Origin of the sequence: Priestia koreensis (assembly GCF_022646885.1) — a bacterium.
In the GTDB taxonomy this organism is placed as follows: Bacteria; Bacillota; Bacilli; order Bacillales; family Bacillaceae_H; genus Bacillus_AG; species Bacillus_AG koreensis_A.
Genome location: NZ_CP061868.1, coordinates 2,600,213 through 2,618,569, shown reverse-complemented (window position 1 = coordinate 2,618,569; position 18,357 = coordinate 2,600,213). Strand labels below are relative to the sequence as shown.

At 36.6% G+C, this 18,357-nt stretch carries 29 protein-coding genes and 1 pseudogene; 18 read left to right on the top strand and 12 right to left on the bottom strand.

The features are described 5' to 3' along the window. The first annotated feature begins 160 nt into the window (after nt 1-160). The 3 genes from IE339_RS13545 to IE339_RS13535 all read left to right on the top strand — a co-directional run bounded on the left by IE339_RS13545 (nt 161) and on the right by IE339_RS13535 (nt 2,225). Complete coding sequence (locus IE339_RS13545; RefSeq protein ID WP_242168303.1) at nt 161-640, top strand: pentapeptide repeat-containing protein; 480 nt, start codon at nt 161-163, stop codon at nt 638-640. A gap of 203 nt (nt 641-843) precedes the next feature. Further along, nucleotides 844-1,323, top strand: coding sequence for an antitoxin YezG family protein (locus IE339_RS13540; RefSeq protein WP_242168301.1), 480 nt, complete (start codon nt 844-846; stop codon nt 1,321-1,323). 431 nt (nt 1,324-1,754) lie between these two features. Continuing rightward, nucleotides 1,755-2,225, top strand: a complete 471-nt coding sequence (locus tag IE339_RS13535; RefSeq protein WP_242168299.1) for a DUF6985 domain-containing protein — start codon at nt 1,755-1,757, stop codon at nt 2,223-2,225. A 312-nt stretch (nt 2,226-2,537) separates the two neighbouring features. Here IE339_RS13535 and IE339_RS13530 read toward each other — a convergent pair whose 3' ends face one another. Beyond that, nucleotides 2,538-2,801: a DUF3986 family protein gene (locus IE339_RS13530; RefSeq protein ID WP_242168297.1), complete on the bottom strand. Its 264-nt coding sequence runs from the start codon at nt 2,799-2,801 to the stop codon at nt 2,538-2,540. 264 nt (nt 2,802-3,065) lie between these two features. Here IE339_RS13530 and IE339_RS13525 point away from each other — a divergent pair, with 264 nt between their 5' ends. From IE339_RS13525 to IE339_RS13500, 6 genes are all read left to right on the top strand, one after another. Beyond that, nucleotides 3,066-3,395 (top strand): hypothetical protein, encoded by a 330-nt coding sequence (locus IE339_RS13525; RefSeq protein WP_242168295.1) that lies wholly within the window; start codon nt 3,066-3,068, stop codon nt 3,393-3,395. Nucleotides 3,396-3,639: 244 nt separating this feature from the next. Beyond that, complete coding sequence (locus IE339_RS13520) at nt 3,640-4,143, top strand: Imm6 family immunity protein (RefSeq protein ID WP_242168293.1); 504 nt, start codon at nt 3,640-3,642, stop codon at nt 4,141-4,143. Between the two features lie 118 nt (nt 4,144-4,261). Next, nucleotides 4,262-4,870 (top strand): immunity protein Imm33 domain-containing protein, encoded by a 609-nt coding sequence (locus IE339_RS13515; protein WP_242168291.1) that lies wholly within the window; start codon nt 4,262-4,264, stop codon nt 4,868-4,870. A gap of 39 nt (nt 4,871-4,909) precedes the next feature. Further along, nucleotides 4,910-5,443, top strand: coding sequence for a SecY-interacting protein Syd (locus IE339_RS13510; RefSeq protein WP_242168289.1), 534 nt, complete (start codon nt 4,910-4,912; stop codon nt 5,441-5,443). Then, nucleotides 5,440-6,246, top strand: coding sequence for an Imm47 family immunity protein (imm47, locus tag IE339_RS13505; protein ID WP_242168287.1), 807 nt, complete (start codon nt 5,440-5,442; stop codon nt 6,244-6,246). The genes IE339_RS13510 and imm47 overlap by 4 nt, the downstream gene beginning before the upstream one ends. A gap of 59 nt (nt 6,247-6,305) precedes the next feature. Then, on the top strand, nt 6,306-6,575 hold the full coding sequence (locus IE339_RS13500) for a hypothetical protein (protein ID WP_242168285.1): 270 nt from the start codon (nt 6,306-6,308) through the stop codon (nt 6,573-6,575). Between the two features lie 235 nt (nt 6,576-6,810). Here IE339_RS13500 and IE339_RS13495 read toward each other — a convergent pair whose 3' ends face one another. Beyond that, the gene (locus IE339_RS13495) at nt 6,811-7,167 is read right to left on the bottom strand and encodes a hypothetical protein (RefSeq protein ID WP_242168283.1); all 357 of its coding nucleotides are present in this window, start codon (nt 7,165-7,167) and stop codon (nt 6,811-6,813) included. 202 nt (nt 7,168-7,369) lie between these two features. Between IE339_RS13495 and IE339_RS13490 the strand changes: the two genes are divergently transcribed. The 6 genes and pseudogenes from IE339_RS13490 to IE339_RS24770 all read left to right on the top strand — a co-directional run bounded on the left by IE339_RS13490 (nt 7,370) and on the right by IE339_RS24770 (nt 10,694). Next, nucleotides 7,370-7,621 (top strand): hypothetical protein, encoded by a 252-nt coding sequence (locus IE339_RS13490; protein WP_242168281.1) that lies wholly within the window; start codon nt 7,370-7,372, stop codon nt 7,619-7,621. Between the two features lie 123 nt (nt 7,622-7,744). After that, nucleotides 7,745-8,122 (top strand): hypothetical protein, encoded by a 378-nt coding sequence (locus IE339_RS13485; RefSeq protein ID WP_242168280.1) that lies wholly within the window; start codon nt 7,745-7,747, stop codon nt 8,120-8,122. Nucleotides 8,123-8,499: 377 nt separating this feature from the next. Then, complete coding sequence (locus tag IE339_RS13480; protein WP_242168277.1) at nt 8,500-8,739, top strand: helix-turn-helix transcriptional regulator; 240 nt, start codon at nt 8,500-8,502, stop codon at nt 8,737-8,739. Then, nucleotides 8,729-9,079, top strand: coding sequence for a DUF2178 domain-containing protein (locus tag IE339_RS13475; protein ID WP_242168275.1), 351 nt, complete (start codon nt 8,729-8,731; stop codon nt 9,077-9,079). The genes IE339_RS13480 and IE339_RS13475 overlap by 11 nt, the downstream gene beginning before the upstream one ends. A 264-nt stretch (nt 9,080-9,343) precedes the next feature. After that, on the top strand, nt 9,344-10,186 hold the full coding sequence (locus tag IE339_RS13470) for an alpha/beta fold hydrolase (RefSeq protein WP_242168274.1): 843 nt from the start codon (nt 9,344-9,346) through the stop codon (nt 10,184-10,186). 83 nt (nt 10,187-10,269) lie between these two features. Then, nucleotides 10,270-10,694: pseudogene (locus tag IE339_RS24770) on the top strand (SMI1/KNR4 family protein). Between the two features lie 415 nt (nt 10,695-11,109). On the opposite strand, the gene IE339_RS13460 reads toward IE339_RS24770, so the two are convergent. The 4 genes from IE339_RS13460 to IE339_RS13445 form a co-directional block, all read right to left on the bottom strand. Next, nucleotides 11,110-11,547 carry a GNAT family N-acetyltransferase gene (locus IE339_RS13460; protein ID WP_242168270.1) on the bottom strand — a complete coding sequence of 146 codons (438 nt, stop codon included), beginning with the start codon at nt 11,545-11,547 and terminating at the stop codon, nt 11,110-11,112. A 218-nt stretch (nt 11,548-11,765) separates the two neighbouring features. Next, the gene (locus IE339_RS13455; protein WP_242168268.1) at nt 11,766-12,188 is read right to left on the bottom strand and encodes a DUF3139 domain-containing protein; all 423 of its coding nucleotides are present in this window, start codon (nt 12,186-12,188) and stop codon (nt 11,766-11,768) included. A gap of 22 nt (nt 12,189-12,210) precedes the next feature. Then, nucleotides 12,211-12,429: a hypothetical protein gene (locus IE339_RS13450; RefSeq protein ID WP_242168265.1), complete on the bottom strand. Its 219-nt coding sequence runs from the start codon at nt 12,427-12,429 to the stop codon at nt 12,211-12,213. Nucleotides 12,430-12,526: 97 nt separating this feature from the next. Beyond that, the gene (locus IE339_RS13445) at nt 12,527-12,976 is read right to left on the bottom strand and encodes a helix-turn-helix domain-containing protein (protein WP_242168263.1); all 450 of its coding nucleotides are present in this window, start codon (nt 12,974-12,976) and stop codon (nt 12,527-12,529) included. 138 nt (nt 12,977-13,114) lie between these two features. On the opposite strand from IE339_RS13445, the gene IE339_RS13440 reads away from it, so the two are divergent. Then, on the top strand, nt 13,115-13,846 hold the full coding sequence (locus IE339_RS13440) for a siderophore biosynthesis protein (protein WP_242168261.1): 732 nt from the start codon (nt 13,115-13,117) through the stop codon (nt 13,844-13,846). Nucleotides 13,847-13,880: 34 nt separating this feature from the next. Here the strand turns inward: IE339_RS13440 and IE339_RS13435 are convergent, their stop codons facing one another. The 6 genes from IE339_RS13435 to IE339_RS13410 all read right to left on the bottom strand — a co-directional run bounded on the left by IE339_RS13435 (nt 13,881) and on the right by IE339_RS13410 (nt 16,693). Further along, nucleotides 13,881-14,414: a cysteine hydrolase family protein gene (locus IE339_RS13435; protein WP_242168259.1), complete on the bottom strand. Its 534-nt coding sequence runs from the start codon at nt 14,412-14,414 to the stop codon at nt 13,881-13,883. A gap of 12 nt (nt 14,415-14,426) precedes the next feature. Next, on the bottom strand, nt 14,427-14,777 hold the full coding sequence (locus IE339_RS13430; RefSeq protein WP_242168257.1) for a DUF6176 family protein: 351 nt from the start codon (nt 14,775-14,777) through the stop codon (nt 14,427-14,429). Nucleotide 14,778: 1 nt separating this feature from the next. Further along, nucleotides 14,779-15,537 (bottom strand): class I SAM-dependent methyltransferase, encoded by a 759-nt coding sequence (locus tag IE339_RS13425; RefSeq protein WP_242168254.1) that lies wholly within the window; start codon nt 15,535-15,537, stop codon nt 14,779-14,781. A gap of 259 nt (nt 15,538-15,796) precedes the next feature. Further along, complete coding sequence (locus IE339_RS13420) at nt 15,797-16,222, bottom strand: cytidine deaminase (RefSeq protein WP_242168252.1); 426 nt, start codon at nt 16,220-16,222, stop codon at nt 15,797-15,799. A gap of 34 nt (nt 16,223-16,256) precedes the next feature. Further along, nucleotides 16,257-16,484 carry a hypothetical protein gene (locus tag IE339_RS13415; RefSeq protein ID WP_242168250.1) on the bottom strand — a complete coding sequence of 76 codons (228 nt, stop codon included), beginning with the start codon at nt 16,482-16,484 and terminating at the stop codon, nt 16,257-16,259. Beyond that, on the bottom strand, nt 16,481-16,693 hold the full coding sequence (locus tag IE339_RS13410) for a DUF1272 domain-containing protein (RefSeq protein WP_242168247.1): 213 nt from the start codon (nt 16,691-16,693) through the stop codon (nt 16,481-16,483). The genes IE339_RS13415 and IE339_RS13410 overlap by 4 nt, the downstream gene beginning before the upstream one ends. A 154-nt stretch (nt 16,694-16,847) precedes the next feature. Here IE339_RS13410 and IE339_RS13405 point away from each other — a divergent pair, with 154 nt between their 5' ends. After that, a complete protein-coding gene (locus IE339_RS13405) occupies nt 16,848-17,273 on the top strand; it encodes an Lrp/AsnC family transcriptional regulator (RefSeq protein WP_242168246.1) in 426 nt (141 codons plus the stop codon). A 136-nt stretch (nt 17,274-17,409) separates the two neighbouring features. Next, nucleotides 17,410-18,288, top strand: a complete 879-nt coding sequence (locus IE339_RS13400) for an aldose 1-epimerase family protein (RefSeq protein ID WP_242168244.1) — start codon at nt 17,410-17,412, stop codon at nt 18,286-18,288. Nucleotides 18,289-18,357 lie beyond the last annotated feature (69 nt).

Below are 18,357 nucleotides of genomic sequence, written 5' to 3'. Positions count from 1 at the left end.
AGGAATATTTGGTATCCTTAAAGGGGGAATTATAATTAATAATCTCAATAAAAGAGAATTAATTCATCTTTTAGAATTACATAAAATTTGGCTTGATTCTCTAGGATTAGAAGGCAAGAAGTTAGTTCTCGATGAAGTAAAGTTGACCCAAGTGGATTTAATGAACTATTCATTAAATCAGGCACATATTACAGATTGTCTCTTTAATAATATGCATTTAATCGATATAGAAATGTATTCTTCAACTATTTGTTCTTCAAGCTTTGTATGTGCGAATCTAGAAAATGCGGATTTCTATAAAACAGATGTTTCTTATGCAAACTTTACAAACGCAAACCTTCGAAATACAAGATTTGCTAAGAGTGATTGTATTAAAACTACATTTAATCATGCAAACTTAAGTGATGCAAAATTAGTAGCAGCCCTTTTTGATCATGCAGATTTTCGTCATGCAAACCTTCAAAATGCAGACGTAAGCGAATCGACGTTTGAAAATGTATTACTAAAAGGAGCTAACCTAACGGGGATTCAAGGGTTAGAAGAAGCTTTTATTAAAAGTATTAATATTGGAACTCCAGAACGACCAAACATCCTAATAGGTGGAGAAGCTAGACAGTGGTTAGACGCGAGGAGTAATTGACGTGATAGTTTTGATTGGCTACCCACCATTTAAGGTTTTTATTATCGATAAAACAATATGACTTTAGGTAAGCACCCCTTATTCGCTGTGTAAGTGTTAAATTAAGCGACTACAAAAACAATGTGCTCCAAACGCTTATGATGAATGAGGTAGAGAGGTTTAAGTTTTTAAATTACAGAAAATAAATCGAGAGGATGAAATAGTTGAAGAAAAGATTGAACGATTTATATAAAAAGATCGCCGAAACCGTCCATAAAATGATTCCAGAAGAATGGGACAGATTTTACTATTATGCCCAAATTTCAGAGGATGGTGGAGGAACATACTTCTTCTATCAGCCTTCATCCAATCCAAGTTTGCATGTATATAGTCTCAAAATCCCCTTCAAGTATCACGTGGACGAAAAATCCTTTAAATTACATAAAAGAAAGCTTTATTTCTTATCAGCAGAAGTAAGAGACGTTTTTCAAAGGGAAGATCAGAAACTTTGGTATTCTTTCACGCTGAAACTAGAGAAAACAGGCGAACTAACTGTTCATTTTGACTATACCAATTGGTTTGATACAGAATATAGTTTCAGCGACCAAATGGCGATTTGGAAAAATAAGTACTTAGGCGAAGAACCGGATGATAAGGCTTTAATAAATAAATATCATTCTGAATTTCCACATGATCCAATTTAATTAATTTGTAAGGTACAGAATTAACATTACAAGAAGAAAAGAAAAAATACAGAAATAATTAAATACCAGGAAGCTTTAAATATTGGTAATAGATCAGCCATTGAATATTGGATCAAACGGTACTGAGAAAGTATGATGCCACTTGGAGACTATTTACTAACTAACGGAGCCCTATTTAAAACCAGAGGTGCTAATCTTAAAATCTACCCCAAAAGAAATTATTCAAGTATGTGAAGAATAAACTTGAAAACTTCATTAACTATAGGAAACATTAAAAGTAAAATGCATATGAGGTCATATAAAGCTAAAGAAGCTGCTATTAAGAATTTGTATATCATTACTGATTCTGTGTGGACAATAGAATAAATTTGATCAATTGATAGAAGTGGCCAAGGAATATTTATTGGTTGATAAGCTGCTGAGGAGAGAAAATGAAAATGAATGATGCGGTTTTTGGAGAACTTGAGTTTAATGGTTACGACTGGATTGGATATAAAAATATGGATTTTTTTGGAACTGAAGTTAGAGTTGCGGTAATTGTCAGTGGAGAAGATGAAGAACAATTTGAAGCAGGACAATATGGTGCATATAACTTTTTAATCGAAAAGTGGGATCAACTACAACAAAGTATTTTGAAGGCTATATTAGACTACTACAAACAGGAAAGATATGAACTTGGTTATGACGTTGAGCCTAACGAAACCTATCCCTTAATAGAGACAGCTACTCAGCTTCTTAAACAAATAACCTTAGTTGGAATTTTTGTGCCAGATAATGATCTGATCAATTTTTTTGATATCGGACTTACATTTGATTGCACATGGGATATGGAAAATGGGTTAGGTATTTGTCTTAAAAAAGGTGAAGTGACGCAAGTAGGTTACCAAGACGTCGTCCTCTAAATCATTTTGTGTTAGAAAACGGGGAGGAATTACGTCCTTATCTAAGCAGTGGTTATTGATCATTTGCACAACGTCACAGGATTAAGGATGCATTTGGAAGAGGGAGATATGATATGGCTCCTAGACGAATGTTTCAGTGTCTATACATTGTAAGTGAAGATGGCGAAGAAATTGGAGTAGTATTCCAAAAATGTGAAAAAGACATGCCTACTGAAATCAAACTAATATATAATGTGTAAAATGATAAGTTTGCAGCTAAATACCAGTATAATTTAACACAGACAAATGTAGAAAGCTAATACAATTAGCTTTCTATACGATTCCGCAATTTAATAACCACTGTTCAAATTTCTTCCCACCGCAATGATCATCAAGTTCCTCAATTTCAATAGAAAAGATTTTTGTGCCAAATCCTTTTAATTCGTTCCCTTGGGAAGGTTTTTTCAAATCATATTGCTCAAAATCAAAGAAGATGTCCCAAATGTTTTGTGATTGTCTTTTAAAAGCGACAGCTTCTAAATCAAAGTCATTTTCATAATAACCTAAATGCAAATGATAGTTATCATCATATAACACTTTTACACACCCCGCTCAAATCATTTCTTTGTGCTGTCTTTACATATTTTTTCATTCCTAAAGCTATCAGCAATCTTTTTAGTAAATCACGCTAAAAAACTAATTTAACGGACAAGCCCCAAAAGCACATCGCGTATGTACAGTGCTGCTAAATAGCCTGTTTAACGGCTAAAGGAATATCCTATTCTATCATATATAGGAATGGCTCGTATAAAAAGATAAAGAACATTTACTTAAAAAATTAGGGAAGAGGGAATGGTAAAGATGGAAACAATTCATTTAGTAGTCCTTAACGATTACAATGTTAACAAGCATATTCCTTTGTTAAGAAGAAGAACATCTAAATCTATAGGCGACATAAGAGAGAACATCCTCATGGGCAAACCAGTTATTAAATGTAGTTATAGTAATAAAGGAGAATTAGAGTGTTTAGTACTGTCTGCTGAAGAATTGATTCGAATAGGAGCAAGCATTAAAATTTATGAAGGTGAAGAAGAGATTACACTCCTACTCGTTAAGAATTTAGTTAAAACGATAGAAGGAATTGAAAGAGATAGAGAACAAACAGATGACTTAATGTTTGATGAAGAATAAGTAAACCAGAAATAGGGTTACAATCAGGATTTTAGCTATTGTAGCTACTTCATCATACATAAAAGGGGGCATCCTATTTTTACAATACTACAAAACTTATAGCTAATCCTAAAAAATTAGAAACACATGAACACAAAGTCCTTGATTTCCGTGAAGAGACGACAGGTGCTTTTTTAGAGCCTGAAAATATAATGATGATCTTAGAAAATCGACTATTCGTTATATCAATGGGGGAGATGAGATTATGTTGCATACGTTTGAAACATTAGAATTAAATAAACAAGCTGCATTTCTTCTGGGGTTGAGTGAAACAGTTGTCGATTTATTAATGTCTTCTTCAGTGTATAACCATATAAACGACGCTATGAAAGTTTGCTGGGAGTGGGTGGAAAACAAGCAGCATTCCGGCGATGACATTTATGAGCTATTGGATGATGGAACGGAGTTTACAGGGCTATTTATGGAAATGCAAGATGAGAAAGAACCATTGAAGAACTTAGTTTGGGGTTGTGTTGTAGATGCAATATCTTTTACTAGCTGGAAAGCTTATCAGTTTGATCATGTAGAATATTTGCCTGCACCGATAGAAAATATAGACGAAAGTATATTGCCCCAATTTCTAAGCAGCTTTTATGGCATAAAGAAAAGAAATAAAATCGTGGTGAAAGAGTTCACCTATTATTTGAAGAATAGTAACAACTCACTAAGAAGAGATGATATTATGAATTTTTTAGAAGGAATAAATTGAAGTAAAAGCACTTATTCATCTCCAAAGCCAACAAATAAAACTAGTAGACTACAAATTTTAAAAGAGGAAAAACGGTTAGCGAAGGCTTAAAAGGAGAGATAGAACAGAGGGTGAGGTAATGAAGAATTTTAAAAAGCGCATTATGGACAAGACCATCCTTGTAAACGCGGAAAGAGAATTAGAATCTCAAATAGAACTATTATTTGCTTTATTAGAACACATAGGTCCTCATAAATTCATTCACGGATTCTCCATACAGGTTGGTTGGACCGTCTACTACTTACACGAAAGAGAACCGGGAATTTTTATATTAACTGCTCCTGATTACACTAAAAATCCATTTGAAGACATAACCGAAGATTTAACGTTATCATTATGGGTACAACTTGAGCAAACTCATTTTTTGAAAGGAATAAATGTTGATGGTTTGTCAATAAAATTCAGCGATAAGATCATCCTTTCTAAAGGTGTACTAGATCTCGAGAAAATATATTTGCAAAGAATTGGAGATGTGGAAAAAGGCGATTCTGGTTGGTATATAGGTTCTGTAGAAGATACTGATGCTACAAGTTTATATGCCTTACATGCTTATGAATTATTAAAAATTAGACCGGCAATCCTTCAAGTTCTTGCTCTGCCAAATGAATTTATCGTTGTATTTGAAGGTAGTGAAATAAAAGCAGTATTAAATGAAAATGATATCGATGTTTTTATTAGTTCCTCATAAATAGGATGGAGAAAAAACTTATGAAGGAGGAATTAAAACATGAAAGAGACAATGAGAGAGTATTTTGCACAATTTACAAATGAATGGATGAAATTTAATCATTCATTGCCACGAATCGTATGGAATGAAGATGTGGATAGCTTCATCTATTACGGTGAAGAGGATAAAGATGGATATATTTCTTGGGAACCAATAGAAAAAAAAGAAGCATCTACCTTTAAAGAAATTGAGACTCAATATCACGTTCAGCTACATGATTCGGTCAAGCAATATTTTAATTCATATTGGTTTTTAGAATTGATGGGATGGACTAACTCTTATAATATTCATTTACATCCTGTAGCTCCAGGAATTGAACCAAATTATTTTATTTCACTTGTGAAAGACCATGTAGAATTAAAAGGGGGTATTCTTCAATATGTCCCAATCGGCTATGAATCAGATGGAATGTTAATAGTGCTAAATAATAACACGGGTGAAATTTTTGTTGAAGATTTTGAATTACATGAGTACACACAAATAGCAAATAGTTTAGAGATCCTCATTTCTCAGTTGAAGTTTAGGGATGAATGAAAGTAGGTGCATATATGACGAAAAACCTTATGAATAGTATATGGTTTGGAGAAAAACCAACTTTAGCTAAATCAGAGATAAAAGAAAATATGTTAACATCTGCAACAGAAACGGAAGTTTTATTTAACGTAATCGAATTATTCAAAACAGGTGACTTCACTCAAAAACCACTGTTAATTCAATTAATGAATTATACGAAAGATGAATCCGTTCTAAATTTATGTATCAGAGTATTTTTATCTGTCGCAACACACGAAGACTTACGAAATTCCAATAATCTTCGTTTCCTCAATGAGGCAACTGAAGTACTCGTAGATACCTTTTCATCAGCAGCTACAACTTCGCTTTCACTTGAGGTAATTCCATATTTATTGGCTTTACTTGAAGAGTGGGAGGGAGTAAGTGATACAGCTACTATTTTAAGAGACTCTATTGATTCTTTTATTAATTTTGAAGAAAAAATTGGTGAGGATGCAACTATAGGTGAAATTGGCAATTTTTATTTTGATTATTGTCAGGGAAAGGATGCAAATAGCTATTATTTTGGACAGAGATTGTCTTTTCCTGGAGACGCAGCTAAAAAATTGATTGAGCGGGTTCTGATTGCTACAAATAGTGAAGAGCCATTAAAAATGGCATTAATACCATCTTTATTATCAATTTGGACTGGTCAAAAAGCACCTGGGGATTACAATACAATTATTAGTGCAAGTAATTACAAAGAATTCATTCATTATATAAATGAACTTTCAAATATAGAGTGGGAGAAGGGACAAAAGTATTTTTACGGTCATAAGATTTAAAATAATTTCATAAATGTTTAGAAGATTGGGAAAGTGATACATAAGGTGAGGTGAAAAACATGGAGATTGGCGAATGGGTGATAGTAAAAGATTATTACGGATTCGTTTTGGAGAAAAAGGAAAGCAAAATCCAACGAGGTCCATTGCTTCGGGTATATTTTCGAGCTAAACAAAATGAATGGCGAAGGCAATTATTCAAAGTGAAAAATGTGACCAAAGCGCCGGATTTGCTAGACGATAGCGACCTCTATGCGCTTCAACACCTTGCGCTTGCGACGAACGATAAAGCATGGTTTGAAGCGTTAGGGCAACGAAAAAAAACAACATAAAACAAGGCTGGTTTCGTAAACAGCTTTTTGGAAAGAAGAGATTGATAGCTTTAACGAGTAAGGTGATAGAGAGGTAAAGGGAAAGGGAAAGGGAATATGATACGAACAAAAACGCATCTTAATATGTCTTACAATGAGAAACAGGAGAACTAAAAGGGAAGCAGCGAAAATACTGAAGCAGCAGCTATCATGAAAATACATTTCTAAACGATTAGACCGCTACTCAAGGAGGACCTCAACCCGGAATAGGAGGAACCTCGTTTCTTATCGGTGGTTCATCGTTGATAAACGTAATATTTATCGAACCCACTATTTCCTTCTCTTCCTTACCTTTTACGATGTACTCAGAAAATTCATTCATCATTTGGCTGCTTTCTGCAAATAAAACTAGTCCGTTTTGATTAAACAAATGCAATAGATTTCTTACTCCTTTTGCTTCTATTCCAAAATTAATCACAATTATTTTGTTGGAATACATCGTATGATTTGTTACCCAGCCCCCACACGTCTGAATGCTATTTACCGCATAATCAATCATTTCGTATCTATTTTCTCTTGTAAAACCTTTTACTCGAATAACGCTTGGTAACATAAGATTCCACCTGCTTCGTTAAGTTTTCTTTCGATTTCTATTCTTACACTAGATTACCTAACTATGATGGGTTAGTAAATATACACAGACGTAAAAGGATGATTGAAACATTCCGTTTAACTTAAATCAAAATGATAAAATAAAAAGATTACGTCTATCGTCTATACATCACTCTCTATTTAGGAAAGGAGGACGCATTCTTATGGCAGTCTTTGTATTAATGTTCAAAGAGCAGGAAGACGAATACAGAGTGATCTATCGTTATGGACCAAACGAGGGTGCAATGGGTCGGATTGAATATGATAAAAAAAAGAACGTGATTAATCAGCTCGATCCCATTCAATCAGAGGAATTTGCTGATGAATTTTTCTTTAAACGAGCAGGAAGACGGCTTGCAAAAATGAGCATGGAAGGTCCTTCACGTTTTTTAGATCGAACAACTATTGAGTCATGATTGGGGGATAATGATGAGTAACTATCGTAAAGTTATTAAACATTTCATTTCACTAGATTTTCTAACAAAACGTTTTTCATTGATAAATGACCGCAACTTCTCAACAGTTAGGAGCAAATCCAAATGAGCGTATCCATTTATTACACAGCGACAAGAAAGCAAAAGCTCACTTCATCTGAGCAGGCCCTCATTACTCAGTTAATCGAAAACTATTCTGTTGATAAAGAGATAGAAGAATATCTAAACACAGGTCAAGGTTACAATTGGACAAGTTTTTACGTGTATGATTCGAAGAGTCCAACGGATCCTGATGTTATATTTGAAGGATCTACTCAATTGCCAAGTAACAGTGCAGAGGCCATGTTTGATGGGGTTACTTATTGGGCGTCACTGCTCTCTAACATTCGCAACGTTGTAAAAGGAGCCGACTGGCATGTTCACGTAGATGATCACGATCTTACTTGCGATGAGAAAGCGTTAGAATATGATATAACGAAATAGGTTAACTCAAAGGAAGAGATGTTTAGAGCAATCAAAGAAATTTTCTCAATGTTTCATTATCCTGAAACAATGTGTGACTTTTTTCGAGACATATCGGACGCTGTTTATTGTCCCTCTACTTCAACACAAACTGTTAAATGATCGAAGAATTTTCAAAAGCGGAGTAGCAGCTAATTGCCAATAAATAATGAAAAAGTGCTAGGCGCATTTTATCCAAAGCCCAACGAAATCAACCATTTCGTTGGGCTTTTTATACATATTCACTTTAAATATGTCAAATCAATATTAGTTAAAATAAAGATATTTATAAATTTTGTATAAGTTCACTTTACTTTTGGAAGTAAATGGATTACAATTCAAATGAAGAGGTGATGCTCATGAAAAAGGATATTGGTGATTCCATATCAAATAAGGTGTATGAATATCGTGTACTTGCTAGACTATCTCAGCAAGAGTTAGCAAATCAAGTCGGCGTGTCAAAACAAACCATCTTTGTAATGGAAAAGGGAAATTATGTTCCAACTCTGTTGTTAGCCTATCGAATTTCGGCATTTTTCAACGTGGATGTAAATGAAATTTTTACTTATGTGAAAGGAAATGATCAAAATGACGATTAATTTTATGTCAAACATTCATCATGCCATTTTCCAACCTATAAGATCTTGGGCTGAGCATTCCAATGGGAATTGGAACATTCTTGTTGGAAGTGGGTTTGTGTTACTAGTTGTTGGCGCCATTCTCACATACGTATTTCATCGAAAAATGGGGCCGTCTGATGAAAGAACAATGGGAATCTCACTAAAAACAGCTTACATTATGCTTTGTGTATTCATCCTGTGTGACATCATTTTTCCGAAAGAATATATGTGGCAAATTTTCCTCTTGTTCAAATACTCGTTCGTCTTTTTCGCTGCTGCCATTTATCTTGCCATTCGCTATAAAAAAGAATTTTTTTAACGATTATGAAACGGGAGAGCCTGTTCCCTTTTAAAAGAAAGTAAATCTTCCGCTACAACCTTACGATTGGAACTTTACGTAAAGTAACTACTTGATTCCACCTCTAGAAAAGACAACCCGTTAACTTCTAAGCTTTATCATAAGGAAATATAAAACCACTCAATACTTTATTTACAATAAAAAAACTTGGCTGACACGTACGATCTTAGGCATCAAATTCACTACATATGAACAGAAAATCCATGAAAAAGCAGGGGGCCATTTATGTGTGGCGATTATCAAGAAAGTCGATTGATACGAATCTTTGACACGACCTTACATGTCAATATTATTGGGAAAGGGGAGCCAATTGTTTTTCTCCACGGTGGTCCCGGAAGTGATCATCGCTTTTTTCTTCCTCACGTTCTTCCACTCGCAAAGCACTTTCAGCTCATTCTTTATGATCAGAGAGGGTGCGGAAAATCCTCAGTGGCGGCTGATAATCAGTATACGATGAAGGCAGAAATGGAGTCGTTAGAAGCTTTACGAAAAGAATTGGGCTTTGAAAAAATGAATCTTTTCGGTGAATCATGGGGGTCTATGCTTGCATTGCTTTATGCAACGAGCTACCCACATCAAGTGAACAAACTATTTCTAACCGCCGCCATTGGGGCAACAGCAGAAGGTCTTGTTGCGTTTGAAAGCGAATTGTTAAAACGATTATCTACGGCTGACAAGCTTAAAATGTTTTTCATTCATCTAGGAATAAAGTCAAAGCTCTTGTCAATTGATGCCATGCTGAAGGTGCTTGATCCACATTATTTATTCTCAAGGGATGCTCTCACTCGGAGGCAACCGACCAAAATGAATGGTGATGTAAACCGCATTTTAGGTAGTGATATGAAAGCGCAGTATGATGTAACAAATACGTTATTTCGGATATCATCTGTTCCGATACTGGTTGCACAAGGAAGTGACGATATGATCACGCCAGCTCTTATTCAAGAACTTTTACTTCAATATATTCCGCATGCAGAGCTAGCAGAAATTCAAGAATGTGGGCATTGGACAGTCGTTGAGCAGCCTGACAGAATAAATCATTTAGCAAGAGAGTTTTTCGCTCATTAGGTGATCGCGTATCATTCGGTATTTTTTAAAGGTATGGATGATCAAATAAACCAGCAAGAAAGATAGACTAGGAGAGATCTATGTTGCATATACTACCTGATCAATTAGCGGACTTTTAAAAGAAGATGGTTATAAACGCCAAGACAAGTATAAAGTAGCGGAAACACTTGCTAGCTTAGATGTCAAAGTATCACAGGTATTTCGCGAATTTTATCAGCAATACTGTGGTCCTTTTTGGGAAGAACACGTTCCGTACGAGCTGCTAGACTTAATGGAAGAAAACAGTGTCTGTTCCTATACAAAAATTGCTCGTCAAGAACATTCATTTCCTACACAATACCTCATCCTTAGCGAGATGTCAGCAAACGCCGTATTGGTACTTGATAGTGTAACGGATCAAGTATATGAGGTAGATTTTGAAGGGGGAGATGAGCTGCTTACAAAAGGGGAATTAAAGGAAACGTGGCCAACCTTCTATGCGTTTTTACACGATTATTTTGTTGGCTAAATAAATAGGTGGTTAATTAAGTACAAAAAAATCCCTTTTGTAAATAAAGGGATTTTTTTATGTTATTTTGTAAGTGAAAAAGCAATTTTCAAGAAGATAATTTCAGGTTGCTTTAGCTCACACATTTCGACCGCTGTTGTAAATTGATTGATGATTCCTTGCTTTAATTGATCAAAGTATCCGGAGGTAATTGGCTTTTGCCAAGAAAACTAGAAGCTAAATACGTGGTTTTCTCCATCTTTATCTAATGAGTTAAACATCATATTTTCGCCGTTACTTGCCCATTCGCGTAGGAAGCGAGGAAGCGAAATTGAGAAGCAGTACTTCAAGCATCTTGATCTCTCGATTATTTAAATCATTTACTTGATCATATACGTTTAAATCCACCATCAAAATACTTATTGAAATCTCCCGTTTATTCTTTTCTTAACTGTTTCTGAAATCCCCTGCTTTTTGCTTCATACCCAAGCGCTCGATAAAAAGCATGAGCTGCTTGGCGCTCTTCGCGATTTCCACTATTTAAGCCGATACCAGTAGCTCCTTGTAGAATAGCCCATTGTTCAGCTGCCTTCAGTAGCTTCTCACCAATTCCACGCCTGCGATATTCTTTATGGACTACAAATGCAACAATCCGCACAGAGACTCCATCAAGCTCATAAAAAACGCCCGTCGATAATCCAACTAACGCGACGACTCGCTTATCCTCCTCGGCAACTAACGTATGATAATGGGGAAGGGATTGAATATGAGTAAAGCGTTTTGTCATTTGCTCAATCGTTGTTGGATAGCCTAACTGATTCATTAATTCTGTTATATGCGGGATATCTAGTGGGGTAGGAATACGGATGTCCATCTCATAATCTCCTTTATGACTAAATCTGTTTCTTCAGTTTTTTTAATATGCTAAAATGCGCCTTACTTTCAGTATAGAAAACGACCTAGAAGTTGTAAATATATGTAATGGGATGATCTTGTCTAAAAAGAAAGGATGCTTATCGTTTACTAGTAGAAACATATGAAGAGGAGGAGAAGAAGAAGGGCTTGAATAAATACAGAGGCCCTCTTAGAAACTTATCTGCTTGTGCAATTTTTTTCTTTATGTAGCCCTGTTTCGGGAATATGATTTTTAATACTCGGATCATAAATAGATTCCTGAAAGCAAAGCTGGCTGACTTGTTTTCCATAGAGTTTCACTGCATAAAAATAATAAACACCGGGCTCATCATTAAATTCTACGCGATATTTTGATTCAAAATAAGAATCATTTCCCCCAAGGTACGTAATAATTTTTTCCTTTATATCCTTCTCTTCGTAGCCTTGCTCTGTAAGATAGCTTGGTACGTATTTATCTAGAACGTAATTTTCATATGGATCTCCGTTGTTTAACGCATAAATGACATAACCAACTGGGGTTAAAATCATCACACACAACGCCACAATGATACCTAAAATAATGGATGTAAGTTTAACCATTTTACGTGTTAAAAAAGCCATATGCGCATCTCCATTTCATAATCTAGTTATTTTGTCTAGTAATATTTTCTTTTCGAAGCACCCAGATAAAACAGATCACAGCTACAAGCGCAAACGGTGCTAATAAAATCATACCCGCTACCTTTAATCCGCTAAATCCAAAAATGAGTGACCACGTAACGCCTGTGATGAAAGCAGCTCCAACGAAAATACCGATAAAAAATGCTTTTAACGTGTAGTAGTTTACAGAAGAATAATTCATTAAAAAACCTTCCTTTCGATTTAATAATTCCTCTAAGAGATAGCGCTACCATTTCTGTTTGCAAAAATAAGATAGAAAGAAAGGGGGAGAGCCCCCCTTATTCTGAAAGCTTTTTAAAATATGCGCAGGCTTCTTCTTGATCAAAAGAGCTAAACCAACGGTAGTGGTCTTGATCAATAATTCGATAGTGCTGACTAACCATATTTTGCTGAAGCTTAAATCGGTCGTTCTCTTCAAGAAGCTTCCACCATACTTTGCCGCCCATCGTTTTTTCCTTTGGCATCTCGATCGTGTCTAGTGCTAGAAGTTCTATCACTTCTAATGGGTCATCACCGAGCACATTTTGAAGAATTTCCGACTCTCGAAACAGAGCGCATACCGCAACGATACATGTCCATGTAGCGAGCGAACGTTCCTTCTCAATTTGAACGAGCGTCTTTTTTGAAAGCCCTAAAACCTCTGCCATTTGTTCCTGAGTAAAGCCTTTCTCATGGCGAACGAGACGTATTTTTTTTGACACTGTTTCTACTATTTGCTGCTTATCCATTGTGCACCTCTTACATTACTTATGTTATTTATAGTGTAATATTACACTTAAAAAAAGCGACATTCAACTATTTTCTGAAAACTTTTCTTTCGAAATAGAAAAACATGATAAGATAGTAATAAAAAAGGAGAAGATTTTATGTCTATTCCTCAAACATGCATAAAACCGTTTCCAGATTACGAGGACGTATTTAATAAGGAAATAGAGGAGCATAAAAAGCATTTTTTACCTCTTTGCTCGATTAACCTTAAATTTTTATACCCTGAATGGGATGAGTGGATTCATATTGTATCTGTTAAAGAAATATACGATGGAAGTGTAGGAGAAACTACCCGATCTTTCCATACAAATTTTACAAAGGAAGATATGATTGGGTTTGATGTTGCAGATGGAAAATATGCGTTTGAGGGAAATTGGGACTATTTTAGTAAAGCCCCCATTTCTAGTGAAGCGTATATTCATAATGACAAGGATTATAGAGCACGAAAAGCATTTTATGCTTCTCACCAGCATATTTATCCTTATTCTAGTTTTGGAGAGCCATTTGAATCTGCAAAGGCGTTAGAGGACGATTTTGATCAAAAACAAAAAAGTGGCTGGGGGTTAAGCTATCCAGAAGTTCACGGCGTAATGGATGATATCCGTTTTACTACGAGCGAGGGAATGGATTTATTAGAGGCCTGTGAAAGCGAAGAGGAGATCTTTGATTATACAAATCTTCTTTATGTGCCAAAGGATGAGCATAATCGTCCCTTTACCTACATTGGTTTTTTAACAGGCTATTATTTTCAAGCTTACGGAGCGGACCGAGTGTATTTGTTTTATAATCAATCGCTTAAAAAAGCCGTTGTTTGTTTTGAGTATACGTAAAAGCGCCGGTGCAATTTACGCACTGGCGCTTTGTTTACCTAGCCATTTGGGCCGTTAAATATTTTTCATACTCGACTACCTCAATAACATCAGAACGATTTAATATACTACTGATAAAATTACGAATGTCTAAGCCAGGCATTTCGTACGTCTCGTCTGTATTGACCGTGCTTGTGGCATCTTCAATCAGCGTCACCTCATAGCCACGATCAAATGCAGCAACCGCAGTAAATAGACAGCAATATTCAATGTTAAAGCCTGTAATAAAGACGTGTTTAATGTCTAACGTCTGCAAAAGCTGATCCAAACTTGTTTGAAAAAAAGCGCTTGGCGTGCGCTTTTCGATAATATAGTCGGCGCTTTCTTGTAAGGCGGGAGGAAGCTGAGAGCCTGCTTCTTCTCTGTAGAACGAATGGTGTTCTTCCTCGCTCACATGTCGCATCACAATGACAGGTGAACCGCTAGATTTGAAGTCGTTCACCATCTTTCGAATGACGGAAACCTCTTTCCGAAAATCCCCTGATTGTAGGAGCGTGTTCTGGGCGTCAATGACAAGCAGTGCGTTCATCGTTCCATCTCCTTAACTATTGTTCATGCTTTCTTTAATCTTATGTGGAATCATGACTACCTCTGTGCTTAAGTCAACAGGGGAAAAGTCAGGATCAATGCACTCTTCCCAGTACTGAAGATGCTTTTGATCAATCCAATGATCAGAATCTTCGACCTGTTGACCGCCAGTTCCTTGGATCGAATACCAATAAAGATATTCTTCACCGTCTAGGGTCTCACGAAAGATCGTTTCCACATACATTTTTTCACCTTCTAATGTAACGAGCACATCTAATAAATGATCATTTAAAAAGGCGAGCCATTCATCCACTTTTTGCGTTTTATTCTTTTTTACACGAAATCTTGTTAACTCTACATTCATTCTACGATTCTCCCAATTTACAGACGACAATCATTTGAGGACTTTGAGCAGTAAATTCACGTTTCATCCAATCGCCGTAGCACTCCACCATTTGAAAGTTATGCTGAGAAAGCAGGCGCTCAAGCTCTAACGGATAAGTATAGCGTAGTTTAATGCGATCTTTTTCTTCTTTTACGACCTCATCCTGCTCGTAAACGAAGCGAATGGTTTCGCAAGTTAATATTTGAGTTGCGTGATCATACATTTCCTCGTGCTTCTCGAGAATTTCCTGACTATACACATTCGTGTCCCGTACTTCATATCTGTCGGGAACAGCCAAGTCCTGAAGCACTGGATTACGAGTATCAAAGATAAACAGCCCACCGGGTTTCAAATGATTTTTGACACCTGCTAGCAAGTGATCTTGATCTTTATTTGTTAAAAAGTGTTGAAATGAATTTCCTATCATAAACACCATGGAGGCTTGAATAGGAAGTTTTAGCCTCGTGCAGTCTTGCTGGTAAAACGATGCGTCCACACGTTCTTCTGCTATTTTTGCTTTCGCTCTCTCAAGCATACCGGCGTGTAAATCCACTCCAATCACCGTATGACCTTGTTTCGCAAGAGGAATTGTTGCGCGTCCTGTTCCGCATGCTAGCTCTAAAATCGGGCCTTTACAGCGATCTGCATATTCTTTTATCATTTCGACATCTTGTAATACTACACGATGTAAGTAGTCATATTGCTTGGGATCTGTATATTTTTCAAGGTTATCCTGCATGCTGTTCGTCCTTTCCTTTCCATCATTTTCAATTATATACCAAATGATGAAATATTTCGATATCCGAAGATGATCTCGTGTAGGGAGGAGAAGGCAGAACGTTTAGGTTCATATTTTGTTAAAAGGTACCACATGATATGAAAAGGTGAGATTTGTCCAAAAAGGGAGTTGGTTTTATTCTAAAAAAACCTCTATGCTTCAAACATTCCATCAAAGAGAAACCATAAAAAAGGAACAGGCATCACCTGTTCCTTTGTCATTAATTCGTCCTTGTATACTTTAGCGGAATAAGCTCGCCAATTTGAGTTTTAATAATTTCTCCGTCTTGTTCGACGATGACATAACATTCGGGAGCATAATCTGCGATCAGTTCACGGCACATGCCACAGGGGCTTACAACGGATAGTTCTCGATTCACTTCATCTGAATAGGGGTGGCGCACAGCGACGATCGTATGAAAATCCTTTTTGCCACTAGAGATGGCGCTCCCAATCGCAATAGCCTCTGCACATACCGTAATACGACCTACGTATGCTTCGATATGAACGGCAGAAACTATCTCACCGGACGCTGTTCGCAATGCTGCGCCTACATGATGCTTATCATCTTCATAACGAGCAACAATAATCTTTTTTGCTTCTGCCACTAATTCATGATCTTCAGGTGTCATTGAATAGGTTTTCATTTTTCATCTTCCTTTTTTTAACGTTACTACCATATTACCATGCTAACATCTCTGAAGTCGTCACAATCGTCGCAAACTCGTCGTGTAAAGTGGCAACCGAAAGCTGATGAACAATCTCAGGATCATAGTAACGGTTATGGTGATCCTTTAAGCCAAACGCATCTGTTGCATCATCCACCTGATGGTTGTTTCGCTCTCCCCATGATTTATGAGTAAAGGCGTGCTGAACATCAATAACTAAAAGGGCGGTTTGGTTATTCATTGCACCGCTTCCTTTTTGGTTTGAATCGGGCACGCACCTGATGGTATCGGTCTTCTTACAAGCTCTCCCTGACAGTTTGGGCAGACGTGTTTGGTCTGTTTTGTGCAGTCTTCGCAGTAGGTGCATTCGTGGGTACAAATATAAGCCACCGAATAATCATGAAGCTTTGTATCGCATCGTTCACATTGCTTTCTCATTTCTAATCCCATTTTCCATTCCTCCATTTTCCAATTGTTATTCTTCTTTAATCATAGTTCGTTTATAATAAAGTGGATATGACATTTTTACGTTGCATTTGTCTTTTTACTTTATAAAATTCGTTCTTTTCACGTATTTACTTTAAAAACAAAGGTGGATCATTAAATGGATGAAATAGACCAAAAAATCCTCTCTATTTTGCAAGAGAATGGGCGTATATCAATGACGGACTTAGGAAAAATGATTAATTTATCGACACCAGCGGTAAAGGAACGTGTGAAAAAGTTAGAAGAACACGGCGTCATTGAAGGATACCGCGCAGTCATCAATCCAGAACGATTAGGAAAATCCGTGCTGGCCTATATTTTAGTAGATACCCACAACTGCAAGGCATTTCGGGAATTTTGTAGGAGCAGTCCTCTTGCCGTAGAATGTCACCGGCTAGCAGGGCAGTACAGTTATTTAGTAAAGCTTGTCGCTCGTTCTGTGTTAGAGCTCGAGGAGTTTATTGATGAAGTCATGAAATACGGAAAGCCTTCTACTCTTGTAAACTTATCTTCTCCTGTCAAACATAAAGAGATTCTTCCATAAGGATGACGGAACCCTTTTTTGACATGTCTATTTCTCAATAAAAACGACCAAGCTACATAAGTAGACACTTCTGCCAAAAAAGATTTACACTACTAATGAGCACGGCAGTTCAAACGTGAGAAACGAGGGTTATAACATGACAACAATTGAAAACGATTGGCTCAAGGTACATATTGCAAAAGAGGGTGCAGAAATTCGCAGCGTCACCCACAAGAAAAATGCAATGGACTATATGTGGTCAGGAGATAGCGAGTATTGGGGACGAGTCGCTCCCGTCTTATTTCCGATTGTCGGGCGCTTGAAGGATGATCAATACGAGCTAAATGGACAAACATATTCGCTCACACAGCACGGCTTTTTACGTGACGTAACGTTTGAGGTTAACGAACAAAAAGAAGGGTATGCTTCTTTTTTATTTGAATCAGACGGGCAGTTCAAAAACATCTATCCGTACGAATTTACAGCCATTATTCACTATACGTTGAATGAAAACTCCCTTTCTGTTAAATGGGAAATAATCAACAAAAACGATGAAGACATGTACTTCTCCATTGGCGCTCATCCAGCCTTTAAACTACCACTAGTAGAAGGCGAAGAGGTTAGAGATTATATGCTACATATTACGCCACAAGAAAATGAGAAGGTCATGCAATATGAGCTTAAAAATGCGCTCGTTCATGAAAAAGGAGGAATCACTGATCCATCTACTATTCAGCTTGATGACTCCCTCTTTGTGAATGACGCGGTTATTTACAGTCATATTCGCCGCATTGATCTGCAATCTAAAAAATCAGATCATGGTGTAGAAGTATCCTTTGATCATTTCCCGTTCGTTGGCATCTGGTCAAAATACGATGATAAAAACCATACGATGGCTCCATTTGTCTGCATTGAACCATGGTATGGTATCGCAGATATGCATGATACGACAGGCGACCTCAAAGAAAAGTTCGGCATTAATCGTCTAGCAGCAAACGAAACGTTTCAAAGGGATTATACAATGACGTTTAAGTAAGAGTAGCGAAACAGGGAACGACATATACGTCGTTCCCTGTTTTGCTCGTTACTTTATGTATCTTTTTTG

Bases quoted from the DNA above. Each gene is read 5' to 3' on its own strand.
- IE339_RS13485 (WP_242168280.1), top strand. From the start codon at position 7,745: ATGAGCGTATCCATTTATTACACAGCGACAAGAAAGCAAAAGCTCACT.
- IE339_RS13500 (WP_242168285.1), top strand. From the start codon at position 6,306: ATGGAGATTGGCGAATGGGTGATAGTAAAAGATTATTACGGATTCGTT.
- IE339_RS13440 (WP_242168261.1), top strand. From the start codon at position 13,115: ATGTCTATTCCTCAAACATGCATAAAACCGTTTCCAGATTACGAGGAC.
- IE339_RS13455 (WP_242168268.1), bottom strand. From the start codon at position 12,188: ATGGCTTTTTTAACACGTAAAATGGTTAAACTTACATCCATTATTTTA.
- IE339_RS13400 (WP_242168244.1), top strand. From the start codon at position 17,410: ATGACAACAATTGAAAACGATTGGCTCAAGGTACATATTGCAAAAGAG.
- IE339_RS13405 (WP_242168246.1), top strand. From the start codon at position 16,848: ATGGATGAAATAGACCAAAAAATCCTCTCTATTTTGCAAGAGAATGGG.
- IE339_RS13470 (WP_242168274.1), top strand. From the start codon at position 9,344: ATGTGTGGCGATTATCAAGAAAGTCGATTGATACGAATCTTTGACACG.
- IE339_RS13425 (WP_242168254.1), bottom strand. From the start codon at position 15,537: ATGCAGGATAACCTTGAAAAATATACAGATCCCAAGCAATATGACTAC.
- IE339_RS13510 (WP_242168289.1), top strand. From the start codon at position 4,910: ATGAAAGAGACAATGAGAGAGTATTTTGCACAATTTACAAATGAATGG.
- IE339_RS13420 (WP_242168252.1), bottom strand. From the start codon at position 16,222: ATGAAAACCTATTCAATGACACCTGAAGATCATGAATTAGTGGCAGAA.
- IE339_RS13415 (WP_242168250.1), bottom strand. From the start codon at position 16,484: ATGAATAACCAAACCGCCCTTTTAGTTATTGATGTTCAGCACGCCTTT.
- IE339_RS13490 (WP_242168281.1), top strand. From the start codon at position 7,370: ATGGCAGTCTTTGTATTAATGTTCAAAGAGCAGGAAGACGAATACAGA.
- IE339_RS13450 (WP_242168265.1), bottom strand. From the start codon at position 12,429: ATGAATTATTCTTCTGTAAACTACTACACGTTAAAAGCATTTTTTATC.
- IE339_RS13430 (WP_242168257.1), bottom strand. From the start codon at position 14,777: ATGAATGTAGAGTTAACAAGATTTCGTGTAAAAAAGAATAAAACGCAA.
- IE339_RS13475 (WP_242168275.1), top strand. From the start codon at position 8,729: ATGACGATTAATTTTATGTCAAACATTCATCATGCCATTTTCCAACCT.
- IE339_RS13480 (WP_242168277.1), top strand. From the start codon at position 8,500: ATGAAAAAGGATATTGGTGATTCCATATCAAATAAGGTGTATGAATAT.
- IE339_RS13545 (WP_242168303.1), top strand. From the start codon at position 161: ATGAACTATTCATTAAATCAGGCACATATTACAGATTGTCTCTTTAAT.
- IE339_RS13525 (WP_242168295.1), top strand. From the start codon at position 3,066: ATGGAAACAATTCATTTAGTAGTCCTTAACGATTACAATGTTAACAAG.
- IE339_RS13520 (WP_242168293.1), top strand. From the start codon at position 3,640: ATGTTGCATACGTTTGAAACATTAGAATTAAATAAACAAGCTGCATTT.
- IE339_RS13535 (WP_242168299.1), top strand. From the start codon at position 1,755: ATGAAAATGAATGATGCGGTTTTTGGAGAACTTGAGTTTAATGGTTAC.
- IE339_RS13445 (WP_242168263.1), bottom strand. From the start codon at position 12,976: ATGGATAAGCAGCAAATAGTAGAAACAGTGTCAAAAAAAATACGTCTC.
- IE339_RS13410 (WP_242168247.1), bottom strand. From the start codon at position 16,693: ATGGGATTAGAAATGAGAAAGCAATGTGAACGATGCGATACAAAGCTT.
- IE339_RS13460 (WP_242168270.1), bottom strand. From the start codon at position 11,547: ATGGACATCCGTATTCCTACCCCACTAGATATCCCGCATATAACAGAA.
- IE339_RS13435 (WP_242168259.1), bottom strand. From the start codon at position 14,414: ATGAACGCACTGCTTGTCATTGACGCCCAGAACACGCTCCTACAATCA.
- IE339_RS13495 (WP_242168283.1), bottom strand. From the start codon at position 7,167: ATGTTACCAAGCGTTATTCGAGTAAAAGGTTTTACAAGAGAAAATAGA.
- IE339_RS13515 (WP_242168291.1), top strand. From the start codon at position 4,262: ATGAAGAATTTTAAAAAGCGCATTATGGACAAGACCATCCTTGTAAAC.
- imm47 (WP_242168287.1), top strand. From the start codon at position 5,440: ATGAAAGTAGGTGCATATATGACGAAAAACCTTATGAATAGTATATGG.